Origin of the sequence: Stenotrophomonas chelatiphaga, from assembly GCF_032054965.1 — a bacterium.
In the GTDB taxonomy this organism is placed as follows: domain Bacteria; phylum Pseudomonadota; class Gammaproteobacteria; order Xanthomonadales; family Xanthomonadaceae; genus Stenotrophomonas; species Stenotrophomonas chelatiphaga.
The window spans coordinates 39159-54390 of the sequence record NZ_DAMBRS010000006.1; the positions used below are offsets into that span (position 1 = coordinate 39159).

The window sequence follows — 15232 nt, forward strand, 5'->3', positions numbered from 1 at the left end:
TCCCAGTCACCACGAGGCCCGCATGTCATTGCTCCGGCGCAAATCCCTGGATACCGTCACCGTCCATGAAGCCGGAAGGCAGCTGGTCCGTACGCTGAGTTGGCCGCACCTGATCGCGCTGGGCATCGGCGCCATCGTCGGTACCGGCATCTACACGCTGATCGGCGTGGGTGCCAACCTGGCCGGTCCGGCGGTGCTGATCTCCTTCGCCATCGCCGGTGCGGTCTGCGCCTGCGCCGCGCTGTCGTATGCCGAACTGGCGACGATGATGCCGGCCTCCGGCAGTGCCTATACCTACAGTTACACCGCGCTCGGCGAGATCTTCGCCTGGGTGGTCGGCTGGAGCCTGATCCTGGAGTACTCGCTGGTGGTGAGTACCGTGGCCGTCGGCTGGTCGGGCTACTTCGTCGGCTTCCTGGAATGGGTGAACAGCCAGATGGGCATCGACATCCGCCTGCCGCTGGCGCTGTCGGCCGGCCCGCACGTGGAAGGCGGTGTGTTCAATCTGCCGGCCGTGCTGATCACCTGGCTGGTGGCCGGTGGCCTGATGCTGGGCACCAAGGAAAGCGCCACGCTGAATGCCGTACTGGTGGTGCTCAAGCTGATCGCGCTGGGGGTGTTCATCGCCGTGGCCCTGCCGGCGTTCGACAGCACCAACCTGCAGCCGTTCATGCCGTATGGCTTCGCCAAATCGCTGGGCCCGGACGGGTTGGAGCGCGGCGTCATGGCGGCTGCGGCGATCATCTTCTTCGCCTTCTACGGCTTCGATGCGATCGCCACCGCCGCCGAAGAAACCAAGAACCCGGGCCGCGACCTGTCGATCGGCATCATCGGTTCGATGGTCGGCTGCACCATCGTCTACATGCTGGTCGCGCTGGCTGCGGTCGGTGCGATGAGCTATGCGGTGTTCGGCAGCAGCGCCGAGCCGCTGGCGCTGATCATGCGCCAGCTGGGCCACCCGACCGCCGCGCTGATCATCGGCGTCGTGGCCATCGTGGCGCTGCCCACCGTGCTGCTGGCTTTCATGTTCGGCCAGAGCCGGGTGTTCTTCGTCATGGGCCGCGACGGCATGCTGCCGCGCCGCCTGTCCAATGTCAGCAAGCGCACCGGCACGCCGGTGGCGACCACGCTGTTCAGTGCGCTGCTGGTGTCGGCGCTGGCCGGCGTGGCGCGGCTGGATGAAATCGCTGCACTGGCCAATGCCGGTACGCTGGCCGCCTTCACCGCGGTGGGCGTGTGCCTGGTGGTGATGCGCCGCCGTGAACCGGATCGCGCGCGCACCTTCCGCACGCCGCTGGCCTGGATCGTCGGTCCGGCCGCCGCGCTGGGCTGTGTGTATCTGTTCTTCAGCCTGCCGCACAGCACCCAGCTGTATTTCCTGATCTGGAACGTGATCGGGCTGGCGGTGTACTTCCTGTACAGCCGCCGCAATGCGGTGCTGGGCCGGTAGGTGGTGACGGCCGCTGGCCGTCGAACGCGGTGATATCGGGCTGACGGCCAGCGGCCGTCACTACCGGCCGGTCAGGGTCGGGCGTGGTCCTGCGCCTGCTGCATCACCCGCAGCAGGTTGCCGCCCCAGATGCCGGCGATCTGCTTTTCGTCGTAGCCGCGCCGCAGCAGCCAGGCGGTGATCTTCGGCAGCTGGCTGACATCGCGCAGGTCGGTCAGCCCGCCGCCGCCATCCCAGTCCAGGCCGATGCCCACGTGCTCCGGGCCGACCACATCAAGGATGTGGCCCATGTGCGCGAAGAAGTCATCCAGGCTGGCGTGGCGCACCGGGTATTGCCGGTCCAGCGCGTCTTCCGCGCGCTGCAGTTCCTCGCCCTGCGCGATGCTCATGCTGTCCCAGCCGCCCAGCCGCTTGCTCAGCGCGTCTTCGGCTTCCTTGCGCGCAGGGCTCTTGCCGGGGTCCACCAGGTAGCCGCCGTAGGCATTCACCTGGATCACCCCGCCGGCCTTGGCCAGCTGGCGCAGGCGCGCATCGTCGAGATTGCGCGGGTGGTCATGGATCGCCTTGGCCGAACTGTGCGACAGCACGAACGGGACCGGCATCATGGCGATGAGCTGGTCGAACACCGCATCGGAGGCATGCGACTGGTCGATGACGATGCCCCGTTTCACCGCCTCGTTGACCAGCGCGCGGCCGGCCGGGCTCAGCCCGTTCCACTCCGGCCCCTTCGGGTTGGTGGCCGAATCGGCGAACTCGTTGGTGGCGAAGTGCACGGTGCTCAGCATGCGCAGCCCGGCCTGGTGATAAAAGCCCAGCAGGCTGGGGTCGGCCACCAGCGGACTGGCGTTTTCCATGCTGATGAACACCACGCGCTTGCCGTCGGCCTTGATCCGCAGCGCGTCGGCCGGGGTCAGCGCCAGCGCGAAGCGATCGCTGTTGGCGGCCAGCATGGTGCGGATGTCGAGCAGCCGCTGCAGGCCGGCATCACGTTCGCGCAGATGGGCGGCGGCACTGCGGTCACCCTGGCCGGTGTAGATCGCCCAGAAGCCACCGTCCAGCGCCCCTTCCACCATGCGCGGGTAATCCACCTGGGACAGCGCGTTGTGGTCATGGCGGTTGCCGATGTCGAAGCCATCGCGGGCGAAGTTGGCCGGCGTATCCAGATGGCTGTCCAGGGTCAGCAGGCGCTGCTGAAGGGACGTGGCGCGCTGCAGTTCGGCGGCGCTGAAATCGATGGCATGGACGGACAGCGGCGTGCTGAGCGCCAGGGCGAGCAGCAGCGGCAGGCGACGCAGGATCATGCAGGTCTCACCGGGAACGGGGAGACCTGACCATAGCCTGCGCGCCTTGGCGGGTCCATGTGGCGACCCACGGTCGCCACCCACCGGGTTGCGGTTACAGCACGCGGCAGAACACGGCCTTGAGGTAACGCGATTCCTGCACGTGGGCCATGAACGGGTGGTCGGGACCGGCGCCGGACACCTTCAGGATCTGGATGGTGCGGCCGGAATAGAACGCCGCACGCCGCAGCATGTCCAGGAACTGGTCTTCGGCCACCAGGCCGGTGCACGAGAAGGTGGCGAACAGGCCACCCGGCTTGACCACGCCGAGCGCCAGCTTGTTCATGTCCAGGTACTTCTTCAGCGCGCTGATGACCTGGTCGCGGTCGCGGGTCATCTTCGCCGGGTCCAGGATCACCACGTCGTACTGCTCGCCGCGGTTGGCGGCATCGCGCAGCCACGGGAAGATGTCGGACTGCACGAACTTCGGCCGCACGTTGTTGAGCTTGGCGTTGCCCTTGGCGATCTGGATCACGTCCTCGTCGATGTCGATGCCGATGACTTCACTGGCACCGCGCGCGGCGGCGTACACCGCGAAACCGCCAGTGTTGCAGCACAGGTCGAGCACGGTCTTGCCTTCTACCTGCTGGCTCAACCATTCGCGGTTGTCGCGCTGGTCGGCGAAGAAGCCGGTCTTGTGCGCGCCGGCCGGGTCGGCGCGGAACTTCACGCCGTACTCGGTGATCACCGAGGCTTCGGTGGTGGTGTTGCCATGGAAGTCGAAGCTTTCCTGCTTCTGCACGTGTTCATCGGCGAAGCTGTGGAAACGGCAGCCCGGGAACTGTTCGCTCAGGGCTTCGTAGATCCACTCGCGGTGGCGGAACATGCCGGCGGCAAAGAACTCCACCACCACCAGGTCGCCGTAGCGGTCCACCACCAGCCCGGACAGGCCGTCGCCTTCGCTGTGCACCACGCGCCAGGCATCACTGACCGCATCCAGCTTCAGCGTGTCGCGACGCAGCTCCACCGCCTGGGCGATCTTGCGCGAGAACCAGCCGGCGTCGACCGGCACGCGCTCGTCGGTTTCCAGGATGCGCACGGCAATGCGCGAATGCCCGTTGTAGAAGCCACGCCCGATGAAGTCCCCTTCCACGCCGAAGACATCGACGATGGTGCCGGGCTTGGGCCGGACGGCCGGTTTTTCGACCAGTTTCTGGAAGATCCACGGGTGGCTGGAACGCCAGGCATTCTTGAGACGGACTGAGGGGGCAGAGGTATTCATCGGCCTATTGTAATCGCTGCGGTAGGGAGGGCCGCAGTCCGCGGTGGTAACGGCGCTGGCCCCTGTAGTGACGGCCGTTGGCCGTCAATCGCGCGATTCCTTCTTGACGGCCAGCGGCCGTCACTATCGGCTGAAGCGGCCGTCACGAGCCGGCGATTGACGCGGCGCCGGGATGCCCGCAGAATCGGCGCCAGAAGGGGAGTAGCTCCCAACGTTGTCGCCGTCAATTCGAGCCCGCAGGCTCCGGTGCAACGGCAGTCCCACTACATCGGGGCTGCGAGCGAGACCTTCGCCGTACCGGCGAAGCTCTGTCCCTGGATCCCCCTCCCGATCCTCCGTTGCAGATCCTCGCCGTCCGGCTTGCGGCTTTTTTCTCTTTCCCAACGGACAAACCCATGCAGACGATCGGTAATTTGTGGTTATGGCTCGGCTTCGGCGCGGTGGTGATCATCGCGCTGCTGGTCGACTTGGTATTGATGCGCCACGGCGGCCCGCACAAGGTCACCTTCAAGGAGGCCCTGTGGTGGTCGATCGGCTGGGTGCTGCTCGCCCTGGCCTTCAATGGTGGCCTCTGGTACTACCTGAACGAGACTGCCGGGCAGGTGGTGGCGAACAAGGTCGGCCTGGAGTTCCTGACCGGCTATCTGGTCGAAAAGGCCCTGGCCGTCGACAACATCTTCGTCTTCCTGATGATCATGGGCTACTTCGCGGTACCCGAAGAACAGCGGCAGAAGGTGCTGATCATCGGCATCCTCGGCGCGATCGTGCTGCGTACGATCATGATCTTCGCCGGCAGCGTGCTGATCACCAAGTTCCACTGGCTGCTGTACGTGTTCGGCGCCTTCCTGCTGTTCACCGGCTGGAAGATGTGGTTCTCGGCCGGCCAGGAGCCGGACCTTGAAACCAACCCGGCGCTGCGCTGGATGCGCAAGCACCTGCGCCTGCTGCCGGAGTACGCCGGTAATGCGATGAGCGTCATGCGCGACGGCAAGCGCTGGTACACCCCGCTGTTCGCCGTGCTGATCCTGATCGCGGTGACCGACGTGATCTTCGCGGTGGACAGCATCCCGGCCATCTTCGCCATCACCACCGACCCGTTCATCGTGCTGACCTCGAACGTGTTCGCGGTGCTGGGCCTGCGCGCGATGTTCTTCCTGCTGGCCGGCATGGCCGATCGCTTTCACCTGCTGCCCTACGGTCTGGCGCTGGTGCTGGGCTTCATCGGCATCAAGATGATGATCATCGACCTGTTCAAGATCCCGACCCCGATCTCGCTGGGCGTGGTCGCGCTGATCATCGCCGTCACCGTGATGCTGAGCCTGAAGATCCCGCCCAAGCACGACAAGGCCTGATCGATCGCGTTACCGGTCCTGCTGGGCCGGCAGCGCGCGCTGCAACGACGGGCCGGCCGGGATTATCCCGCCGGCCCGTTTTACTTTCCCACCCCGCCGGGGTTGGTTTCGCCCCGGCCACCGCCATTGCTTGGATATGAACGCCAACGCACCCGTGCCCGCCGGCGACAACCCGGCCCCGCCTACCGATCGCCTGCGCATCCTGCGCGCCTTCAACCTGAGCCTTGGCGCCGTGGTGCTGCTGGTGGCCGTGTTCGCGCTGCAGGACTACGTGGACTGGCGGCCGTGGGCGGTGGCGCCGTTGGAGATGGCTGGCCTGCTGGGCCTGCTCGGTGCGCCGCTGCTGCACGGGTCGGTGGAACACATCGCCGCCAACAGCGTGGCCCTGCTGATCCTCGGCACGCTGGCCGGCAGCGTCTATCCAAAGGCCACCCTGCGCGCGCTGCCGCTGCTGTGGATCGGCTCCGGCATCGGCGCCTGGCTGCTGGGGGATCCGGGCAGCCGGCACCTGGGTGCCAGTGGCGTCACCCATGGCCTGATGTTCCTGCTGGCCAGCCTGGGCCTGCTGCGCCGCGACCGCGCCGCCATCGCCACCGGGCTGATCGGCATGCTGTTCTATGGCGGCATGTTGATGACCGTGCTGCCGCATACGCCGGGCGTGTCCTGGCAGTCGCACATGGGTGGGGCGTTCGCGGGCATCATCGCCGCGCTGCTGTTCCGCAACAGCGACCCGATGGCCGCCCGCCCACGCTACAGCTGGGAAGACGAAGAGGATTCCATCGAAGCCCTGCCCGACGACGAGCTGGAGCCGCCCTCCCCGCGCCAGGTGCCGGTGCTGTGGCAGCCACGCGAAGGGCAGGACTACGTGGTGCTGCCGTTCCGCCGCCCGGGCCAGGACGACGCACCACGCTGATCGCCCGCCGGTTGGGTCTGGAGGGCGACGATCGTTCTGGAGGGCGACGATCGTTCTGGAGGGCGACGATCGTTCTGGAGGGCGACGATCGTTCTGGTGGGTGACGATCGTTCTGGTGGGTGACGACCGGTGGTCGTCACGCGCTCTCGTCTTTCAAATTTCCGTCATAGACGCGGCTCGGCCGCCTTGTCCAAGATGTACCGGCTGGAGCCCACAGGCCCAGCCGGGTGTGGCGTCCCGTTTGACCCGCTGCAAGGAAAAACCGCATGGGAGTCTTCCCGTCCCCTGGCGCATCGATCGACAACATGGTGCTGTATCTGGTGATCGGCGGCCTGCTGCTGGTCGTAAGCCTGCTGGTGTTGCATATCGCGTCGCGCGATCCCGTGGCCCGTCGCTGCTGCCGATGTGGCGATCCGCGTCGCTGTCCTTTGCGCCGCGGCCGCGGCTCGAGCCTGTCTGCCGGCAAGTAGCGGCTCAGCGACCGTCGACGGCCTTGCGCCCCAGTGCCGGGTCATCGGTGAAGAAGGCATCGATGCCCGTGTCGAGGTAGGCGCGCATTTCGGCGATGGAGCCCTCCGGGTTGCGGGCATTGGCGTCACCGCGGCGCAGGTTCGCGGCGATGAAAAGATTCTCCGGACGGAAGGTGTACGGAACCACCATCAATCCCGCCGCATGCGCATCGCGCACCAGCGAAGTCGGCGTACCCAGCGCGCCATTGGCGTCCAGCGGAATGATCGAACGCAGCTCCGGTCCGATGCCGTCAGCGTAGGTCGCCATCTCCTTGAGCCCAGCAGGCGTCAGCATCTGCGCATAGGTCAGCGCACCGCCCGCCTTGGCCACGTCGGCCGGCTTGGCGTCGCCCTTCCAGGTCAACTGCAGCAGGCGGATGTTGCTGCCGCGGCCGATCTTGCCGCGCAGGTAGCGCAGGTTGGCAGTCTCGAACGACTGCAGTGTCACCGGACCGACCTTGGTATACGGGTTGGCCTGCAGCGCAGCGAGCACCTTGTCTTCCATCGGCAGGCCGATGGACTGGAAGTAGCTGGGATGCTTGATCTCCGGTACCAGCCCGATGCCGCGGTTGGCGCGTCCGGCCTGCTGCACCAGGAAAGCCAGGATTTCATCGAAGCTGGCAATGCGGAACTGGCCGTCGAAGGCGGTGCTGCGCTGCTGTGGCAGGCGCTCGCGGGCGTACAGCGTCTTCAGCTCGGCCAGGGTGAAGTCTTCGGTGAACCAGCCCTCGACCTTTTCACCGTCGATGGTCTTGGTGGTGCGGCGGTCGGCGAATTCTTCGCGCGATGCGACGTCGGTGGTCCCGCTGATCTCGTTCTCGTGGCGGGCCACCAGCGCGCCGTCCTTGGTCATCACCAGATCCGGTTCGATGTAGTCGGCGCCGTCGGTGATGGCCTGTGCATAGGCGGCCAGGGTGTGTTCGGGCAGCAGGGCGCTGGCCCCGCGGTGGGCATAGACCGAGGCCTTGCCCGGTGCGGCTGATGAAGATTCGGCGCTCATGGCCAACGATGGTGCCACGGCCAGCGACAACAGCAATGCACAACCCCACGACTTCACGGACTATCCCCTTGGATGACGAATGCGGCGAGTATGCGTCTGCAATATGACAGGGGGAGGTAGGCAGGTCACCCGGCCAGGGTCGGGCCGTCTGGTAGAACAGTAGATCGATGAAGAATTCTTCCCCCGCCACTTCGATGAGCACCTGCCTGCCTGCGAATGCGAAACCGGCACCCGGCTCAAGGAGAAAATCAGTGCCTGCCGCACCAGGCCGTCTTCCAGTTCGCACTCGCTGGCCTCGCGTCCTACCGCAAGAAAGTCGAATCGATAGGGATCTTTGAGTGTTTCGCGGGCGAGGACAGAATGTGCCTTGGGCAGCCGCAACTCGACGTTGGTGACGGCGCTACCGGCGCGCTCCAGCAGCATGAGTTGGTGGCCCCACGGTAATTGTGCAAGCACCTCTTGCACAAACGCCGGGTCCGGCCAGGCGTCGGCAAAGGCACGCATGTACGTGAGGTTTCGCGGTGGAAGGCCGCAGGCCGAGGTCGGCGCTACCAAGCGGACCCAGCGCTACTTGCCGATGCAGAAGCTGGAGAAGATCCTGCCGAGCAGGTCATCGGCGCTCATCGCGCCGGTGATTTCGCCCAGCGCCTCGTGCGCCAGCCGCAGTTCTTCAGCAGCCAGTTCCAGATGCTCGTGTGCCAGCTCGCCATCGGCCTGCAGTGCATGGTCCTGCGCGCGCTCGATGGCGTCGACATGGCGGGTGCGCGCGGAGAACTCGCCGTCCACCTGTTCGCCGGCACCGGCGCTGGCGATCATGCGCAGCCGCGCATGCAGGTCGTCCAGCCCGGCGCCGGTGGCGGCCGACACGAACACCCGGTCCGGGTCGTCGCCGCCCTGCCCCGTGCCCGCCGGCAGCAGGTCGGATTTGTTGTGGATGTAGACCTTGTGCGGCACGTCCAGCAGCGATGCGCCGATCGCCGCTTCACCCGCGCCGGGATCGCGCGCGTCCAGCACGATCAACGCAAGATCGGTGCGTTCGATCTCCGCCCGCGCACGACGCATGCCTTCGCGTTCGATCGCATCGCCGCCATCGCGCAGGCCGGCGGTATCCACCAGGGTCAGCTCCAGGCCGTCCAGCCGGATGGTCTCGCGCAGGGTGTCGCGGGTGGTGCCGGCGATGTCGGTGACGATCGCCCGTTCGCTGCCGGCCAGCGCGTTGAGCAACGAACTCTTGCCGGCATTGGGCGGGCCGATCAGCACGGCATGCAGGCCATCGCGCAGGCGGCGGCCTCGTTCGGCATCGCGGCGCAGCAGCGCCAGCGTTTCACGTGCCTGCAGCAGGCCGCGCCGCACCTGCTCCCCCCCCAACGTATCCAGCGGTTCGTCGGCGAAATCGATGGCCGCTTCGACGTGGATGCGCAACCTGACCAGCTGTTCGGCCACCTCGTCCACGCGGCGCGAGAACACCCCGTCCAGTGAACGGCGTGCCGCGCGTGCGGCGCGGTGGTCACCGGCCGCGATCAGGTCGGCGATGGCCTCGGCCTGGGCCAGATCCAGCTTTCCATTGAGGAATGCGCGTTCACTGAACTCACCCGGCCGCGCCTGGCGCGCACCGAGTGCGATGCAGCGGGCGACGAGCTGCTGCAGCACGACCGGGCTGCCGTGGCCCTGCAGTTCCACCACTTCTTCGCCGGTGAAGCTGTTCGGGGCCGGGAACCACAGCACGATGCCATCGTCGATCACCTCATTGTCGGCATCGCGCAGCCTGGCGTAGTGCGCGTGGCGTGGGCGCAGCACGGGTGCCCCAAGCAGGTGGGCGATGGTCGCCGCGCGCGGTCCGGAAAGGCGCAGCATGCCCACCCCGCCGGCGCCGGCGGCAGTGGCGATGGCAACGATGGTGTCGGTAGCGGTGGTATCCATGACGATCATTGTGCGGCGTTGGTCTGCAGACGGCCAGAAGCAGGAAACCCGCCTTGCGGCGGGTTCCTGTGTGGCTTACTTCTTGGTGGCGATGGCCGGGACCGGATCGCCGCCATGGCGCTTGGTCATCCACCACTGCTGCAGCAGGCCCAGGCCGCCGTTGACCACCCAGTACAGGACCAGGCCGGACGGCATGAAGGCCATCATGACGCCGAACACGATCGGCATCATCTGCATCATCTTCTGCTGCATCGGGTCCATGCCCGGTGCCGGGGTCAGCTTCTGCGTGGCCCACATCACCGCCACGTTGATCACCGGCAGGATGAAGTACGGATCACGCGCGGTCAGGTCCTGGATCCAGCCCAGCCACGGCGCCTGGCGCAGTTCGACCGACTCCACCAGCACCCAGTACAGGGCGAAGAAGATCGGCATCTGGATGAGGATCGGCAGGCAGCCGCCCATCGGATTGATCTTTTCCTTCTTGTACAGCTCCATCATCGCAGTCTGGAACTTCTGGCGGTCATCGCCGTAGCGTTCCTTCAGCTGCGCGATGCGCGGCTGGAAGCGGCGCATCTTCGCACCGCTCTTGTACTGCACCGCCGACAGCGGATACAGCACCAGCTTCAGCAGCACCACCAGGCCGACGATCGCCCAGCCCCAGTTGTTGACCAGCTTGTGCACCTGGTTCAACACCCAGAACAGACCCTGGCCGATCACCGCCATCAGCGAGAAGCGGCTGTAGTCGACCACGCGGTCAAGGCCCTTCACGTCTTCCTTGGCGATCTGGTTGACCAGCTTCGGGCCGACCCACAGGCGGGCTTCGCTGCTGACCTGCTGGCCCGGGGCGACGTTGAACGCCGGTCCGCGCGCTTCGATCTGGTCACGGCCGTTGTTCTGCGACAGCACGTAGTGCGCGACCTGGTCGGACTGCGGGATCCACGCGGTGAAGAAGTGATGCTGCAGCATCGCCAGCCAACCGCCGGTGATGTTCTTGTTCAGTGCGCCGTCGTCCAGGTAATCAGCAAAGGCACGGCGCTCGTAGCCGCCTTCGGTGCTGAACCAGGTGGCGCCGTTGAAGCTGAAGGAATCCGGGTTGGTCATGCTGCGCGACAGGATGGTCGGGCTGCGGTCCAGCGTGCGGTAGACGAAGCCGTTCCACGGGGCCGTGCCCTGGTTGCGGACCACGTCCTTGACCTTGATCGCGTACTCGTTGCGCGACAGGGTCAGGGTGCGGTCGATCACCACGCCGTTCAGACCGTTCCACACGAACGGGATCTGCAGTTCCTTCTGGCCGTCGGCCAGCACGAACTCACGCTGGTCACCGACCAGCTTGAAGCCATCGGCGCCCGGAACCGGCACGCTCTTGTCTTCGCTGGCCCAGCCGCTGATCGCGCTGTACGGATGCGCGGCGTCTTCGGTCAGCAGGCGCACCGGCGGGCTGTTGTCGGCCTTGGTCTGCGGGAACTGCAGCAGCTCGGCGTCCAGCACGCGGCCACCATCGAGCACCAGGCGCAGCACGTCGGTGGTGACGGTCACCCGCTGGGTGGCCGGCGTGGCCGTTGCCTGTGCGGTGGTCGCCGCAGCATCGGCACCGGGAACCTGCGCACCGGGCACGCCGCCGGGCGTGGCGCCGGGGACGGTCTGGTTGGCAGCGGCGACGGCGGTGGTGGTCTGCGTGACCGGCGGTGCGGCCTTTTCGCGGCCCCACTCCATCCACAACAGCACGGCCACCATCAGCCAGGCAAAGATAAGGAAAATACGGGTCTGGTTCATCAGCGGACAGGCTCTGCGGTGCCGGGGCGTGGTGCCGGCTCGTTCGAAGAAGGCGATGCGACGCCGTCGGAAGGCGGCATTGTGCCGTCCACGACCGGGGCGGGCAATGCACCAAGGCGTCGCAACAGGCGCAGGAAGGCCTGGCGGATCTCATCGTTGCTGGCGGCACGCGCAGCACTACGTGCCACGACGACGATGTCGCCCGGCAGCAGGTCAGCGCGGCAATGTCGCAAGGCGTCGCGCAGGACGCGCTTGATCCGGTTACGCCCTACGGCGTGCGGATCCACCTTGCGTGAAACGGCCAGACCCATCCTGGCCGGCCGGTCTTCTGGCAGCCAGTGAAGGGTCATCAGCGGTTCGGACACCCGGCGGGCGCCGTTGAAGACCGTAGAATATTCGGCACGCGTGCGAACCCGCGCAGAGCGAGGGAATCGCTTGCGCGGGTCAGCAGTACTCACTGTCGGAAGGATTGCGTCTGCCGCGGACAGCGGCATGGCAATCAGGCGCTCAGGACTTTGCGGCCCTTGGCGCGGCGACGCGACAGGATCTTGCGGCCGTCAGCGGTCTTCATACGGGCACGGAAACCGTGGTCGCGCTTACGCTTGAGGTTGCTGGGCTGGAAAGTGCGCTTGGTGGCCATGTTGGGCCTCTCGTATGAAATGGACGGAAAGAACCGGAAATTCTAGAGGTACTTACCCCCTCGCGTCAAGCCCTTGTGACTACGCGATTTCATGGGGCTGTGCAATAGCTGTGGATGATTTTGTGAATAACTGTGGGACAAGCATTCCAGAGGCCGCCCGGCGATGGTAGTCTGAGTCATCCTTTTCCCCCTTTCCGGCCTGTCGGGACGGTGCTTTCAAGCGCCTGACCACCGGCCCAAGATGATTATTGCCGATGGATGCCTGGTCCCGTTGTCTGGAACGCCTTGAAGCGGAGTTCCCGCCTGAAGACGTTCACACCTGGCTGAAGCCGCTGCAGGCTGATCTGCGCGCTGACGCCTTGATCCTCTTCGCCCCCAATGCCTTCATCGTCGACCAGGTGCGCTCGCTGTACCTGCCGAGGATCCGCGAACTGCTGACCCACTTCGCTGGTTTTGGCGACGTTTTTCTTGAAATCGGCTCGCGTCCCCGCCCCATGGAGACGCAGATCGCGCCGAATCCGGGCCTGTTCACCGGGGGGGCCTCGCCGGCGCTGCCGCCTGCAGCCAGTGCGCCGGTGGTGCCGTTCGCCGGCAACATGGATTCGCATTACACCTTCGCCAACTTCGTCGAAGGCCGCAGCAACCAGCTGGGTCTGGCGGCGGCGTTCCAGGCGGCGCAGCGTCCGGGTGACCGCGCGCACAATCCGCTGCTGCTGTACGGCGGCACCGGGCTGGGCAAGACCCACCTGATGTTCGCGGCGGGCAACGCGATGCGCGAAGCCAACCCGCACGCCAAGGTGCTCTACCTGCGTTCGGAACAGTTCTTCAGCGCGATGATCCGGGCCCTGCAGGAAAAGACCATGGATCAGTTCAAGCGCCAGTTCCAGCAGGTGGACGCGCTGCTGATCGATGACATCCAGTTCTTCGCCGGCAAGGACCGCACCCAGGAAGAATTCTTCCACACCTTCAACGCGCTGTTCGACGGCAAGCAGCAGATCATCCTGACCTGCGACCGGTATCCGCGCGAAGTCGAAGGCCTGGAAGCGCGCCTGAAGTCGCGACTTGCCTGGGGCCTGTCGGTGGCCATCGAGCCACCGGACTTCGAGACCCGCGCCGCCATCGTGCTGGCCAAGGCTCGCGAACGTGGCGCTGAGATTCCCGACGATGTGGCGTTCCTGATAGCCAAGAAGATGCGCTCCAACGTGCGCGACCTCGAGGGCGCGCTGAATACCCTGACCGCGCGGGCCAATTTCACTGGCCGTGCGATCACCACGGAGTTCGCCCAGGAAACCCTGCGCGATCTGCTTCGGGCCCAGCAGCAGGCCATCAGCATTCCCAACATCCAGAAAACCGTCGCCGACTACTACGGCCTGCAGATCAAGGATCTGCTGTCCAAGCGTCGGACCCGGTCGCTGGCCCGTCCGCGCCAGGTCGCGATGGCCCTGACCAAGGAACTCACCGAGCACAGCCTGCCCGAGATCGGCGACGCCTTCGCAGGGCGGGACCACACCACGGTGCTGCACGGCTGCCGCCAGATCCGGACGTTGATGGAAACCGACGGCAAGCTGCGGGAAGACTGGGACAAGCTCATCCGCAAGCTGAGCGAATGATGCACGTACGCCGGTAAGGCGTCATCGCACAAAACGGTGCAGAATCCGGGGGCAAGCACGGGGCATGTTGTGGATAAAAAAGGCGTTCCAGATCCAGGGAATTCCATCCACAGCTTTCCCCCCCCTTTGAAGGGCGGTATTCCATAGGGTTTCGATGCACTAAAACCCTTTGTATTCAGATACTTGAGTGTGTTTTCCCTGAATTCTGGCTCTACCATCACCACCAAGCTTTTGATTTATTCCATATTTTTTAAAGCATAGGGGCACGGAACCACATGCGTTTCACACTGCAGCGCGAAGCCTTTCTCAAGCCGTTGGCGCAAGTCGTCAATGTGGTCGAACGCCGCCAGACCTTGCCGGTTCTGGCCAACTTCCTCGTACAGGTGCAGGACGGGCAGCTTTCGCTGACCGGTACTGACCTGGAAGTGGAAATGGTGTCGCGGATCGCAGTTGAAGACGCCGAGAACGGCGAAACCACCATTCCCGCCCGCAAGCTCTTCGAGATCATCCGCGCCCTGCCCGATGGCAGCCGGATCACCGTCTCGCAGACCGGTGACAAGATCACCGTGCAGGCCGGGCGTAGCCGTTTCACCCTGGCAACCCTGCCGGCCAACGACTTCCCGTCGGTGGACGAAGTGGAAGCCACCGAGCGCGTCGCCATTGGCGAAGCCACCCTGAAGGAGCTGATCGAACGCACCGCGTTCGCGATGGCCCAGCAGGACGTGCGCTACTACCTCAACGGCCTGCTGTTCGACCTGCGCGGCGATACGTTGCGTACCGTTGCCACCGACGGGCACCGCCTGGCGCTGTGCGAAACGGACCTGGCCAAGCCCAGCGGTTCCAAGCGCCAGATCATCGTGCCGCGCAAGGGCGTAACCGAGCTGCAGCGTCTGCTGGAGAGCGGCGACCGTGAGATCGAGCTGGAAGTCGGTCGAAGCCACGTGCGGGTCAAGCGCGACGATGTGACCTTTACCTCGAAGTTGATCGACGGTCGTTTCCCCGACTACGAGGCGGTGATTCCGATCGGTGCGGATCGCGAGGTCAAGGTTGATCGTGAAGCACTGCGTGCCTCGCTGCAGCGTGCCGCGATCCTGTCGAACGAGAAGTACCGCGGCATTCGCGTGGAAGTCTCGCCGGGCAACCTGAAGATCAGCGCGCACAACCCGGAGCAGGAAGAAGCCCAGGAAGAGATCGAGGCCGAGACCACGGTCAGCGATCTCGCGATCGGCTTCAACGTGAACTACGTGCTGGATGCCCTGTCCGCGCTGCGCGATGAGTACGTCATCGTGCAGCTGCGTGATTCGAACTCCTCTGCGCTGGTTCGTGAAGCGAGCAGCGAGAAGTCGCGTCATGTGGTGATGCCGCTGCGTCTCTGACGTTCGGTTCCACGTGGAACAGGAAACGCCCGACTGGTTCGGGCGTTTTTTTTTGTTCCACGTGGAGCATTGCCACTGTGGGACGTACGGACCTTCGGATGATGGGCTTTGCCGTCCCCTAGTTCGA

General features: G+C 65.4%; 13 protein-coding genes and 1 pseudogene. 6 read left to right on the forward strand and 8 right to left on the reverse strand.

Translation table 11 applies throughout. From position 1 onward, the window contains the following. Positions 1-22: 22 nt before the first annotated feature. Positions 23-1450 carry an amino acid permease gene (locus RTX79_RS09765; protein ID WP_312683450.1) on the forward strand — a complete coding sequence of 476 codons (1428 nt, stop codon included), beginning with the start codon at positions 23-25 and terminating at the stop codon, positions 1448-1450. A gap of 71 nt (positions 1451-1521) precedes the next feature. Here the strand turns inward: RTX79_RS09765 and RTX79_RS09770 are convergent, their stop codons facing one another. Beyond that, positions 1522-2751, reverse strand: coding sequence for a dipeptidase (locus RTX79_RS09770; protein WP_312683451.1), 1230 nt, complete (start codon positions 2749-2751; stop codon positions 1522-1524). A gap of 94 nt (positions 2752-2845) precedes the next feature. Further along, positions 2846-4012, reverse strand: a complete 1167-nt coding sequence (locus RTX79_RS09775; RefSeq protein ID WP_312683452.1) for a class I SAM-dependent rRNA methyltransferase — start codon at positions 4010-4012, stop codon at positions 2846-2848. Positions 4013-4407: 395 nt separating this feature from the next. Between RTX79_RS09775 and RTX79_RS09780 the strand changes: the two genes are divergently transcribed. The 3 genes from RTX79_RS09780 to RTX79_RS09790 all read left to right on the forward strand — a co-directional run bounded on the left by RTX79_RS09780 (position 4408) and on the right by RTX79_RS09790 (position 6747). Further along, positions 4408-5364, forward strand: coding sequence for a TerC family protein (locus tag RTX79_RS09780; protein ID WP_312683454.1), 957 nt, complete (start codon positions 4408-4410; stop codon positions 5362-5364). 136 nt (positions 5365-5500) lie between these two features. Beyond that, a complete protein-coding gene (locus RTX79_RS09785; RefSeq protein WP_057509032.1) occupies positions 5501-6277 on the forward strand; it encodes a rhomboid family intramembrane serine protease in 777 nt (258 codons plus the stop codon). Between the two features lie 266 nt (positions 6278-6543). After that, the gene (locus tag RTX79_RS09790; protein ID WP_312683455.1) at positions 6544-6747 is read left to right on the forward strand and encodes a hypothetical protein; all 204 of its coding nucleotides are present in this window, start codon (positions 6544-6546) and stop codon (positions 6745-6747) included. Between the two features lie 4 nt (positions 6748-6751). Here the strand turns inward: RTX79_RS09790 and RTX79_RS09795 are convergent, their stop codons facing one another. The 6 genes and pseudogenes from RTX79_RS09795 to rpmH form a co-directional block, all read right to left on the reverse strand. Further along, positions 6752-7843 (reverse strand): glycerophosphodiester phosphodiesterase, encoded by a 1092-nt coding sequence (locus RTX79_RS09795; RefSeq protein WP_312683457.1) that lies wholly within the window; start codon positions 7841-7843, stop codon positions 6752-6754. Between the two features lie 139 nt (positions 7844-7982). After that, positions 7983-8072, reverse strand: a pseudogene (locus tag RTX79_RS09800) (hypothetical protein); the annotation flags it as partial. Positions 8073-8353: 281 nt separating this feature from the next. Beyond that, positions 8354-9706 (reverse strand): tRNA uridine-5-carboxymethylaminomethyl(34) synthesis GTPase MnmE, encoded by a 1353-nt coding sequence (mnmE, locus tag RTX79_RS09805; RefSeq protein ID WP_312683459.1) that lies wholly within the window; start codon positions 9704-9706, stop codon positions 8354-8356. 75 nt (positions 9707-9781) lie between these two features. Then, positions 9782-11479, reverse strand: a complete 1698-nt coding sequence (gene yidC, locus RTX79_RS09810; protein ID WP_312683460.1) for a membrane protein insertase YidC — start codon at positions 11477-11479, stop codon at positions 9782-9784. Continuing rightward, positions 11479-11973: a ribonuclease P protein component gene (gene rnpA / locus RTX79_RS09815; RefSeq protein ID WP_312683462.1), complete on the reverse strand. Its 495-nt coding sequence runs from the start codon at positions 11971-11973 to the stop codon at positions 11479-11481. Before rnpA ends, yidC begins: the two co-directional genes overlap by 1 nt. Before the next feature lie 5 nt (positions 11974-11978). Beyond that, positions 11979-12119: a 50S ribosomal protein L34 gene (gene rpmH / locus RTX79_RS09820; RefSeq protein ID WP_006404565.1), complete on the reverse strand. Its 141-nt coding sequence runs from the start codon at positions 12117-12119 to the stop codon at positions 11979-11981. A gap of 254 nt (positions 12120-12373) precedes the next feature. On the opposite strand from rpmH, the gene dnaA reads away from it, so the two are divergent. Together dnaA and dnaN are read left to right on the forward strand one after the other, a co-directional pair. Beyond that, entirely contained in the window at positions 12374-13729 is a 1356-nt protein-coding gene (gene dnaA, locus RTX79_RS09825; protein WP_057509026.1) for a chromosomal replication initiator protein DnaA, read from the forward strand. A 275-nt stretch (positions 13730-14004) separates the two neighbouring features. Continuing rightward, positions 14005-15105, forward strand: a complete 1101-nt coding sequence (gene dnaN / locus RTX79_RS09830; protein ID WP_042612143.1) for a DNA polymerase III subunit beta — start codon at positions 14005-14007, stop codon at positions 15103-15105. Positions 15106-15232 lie beyond the last annotated feature (127 nt).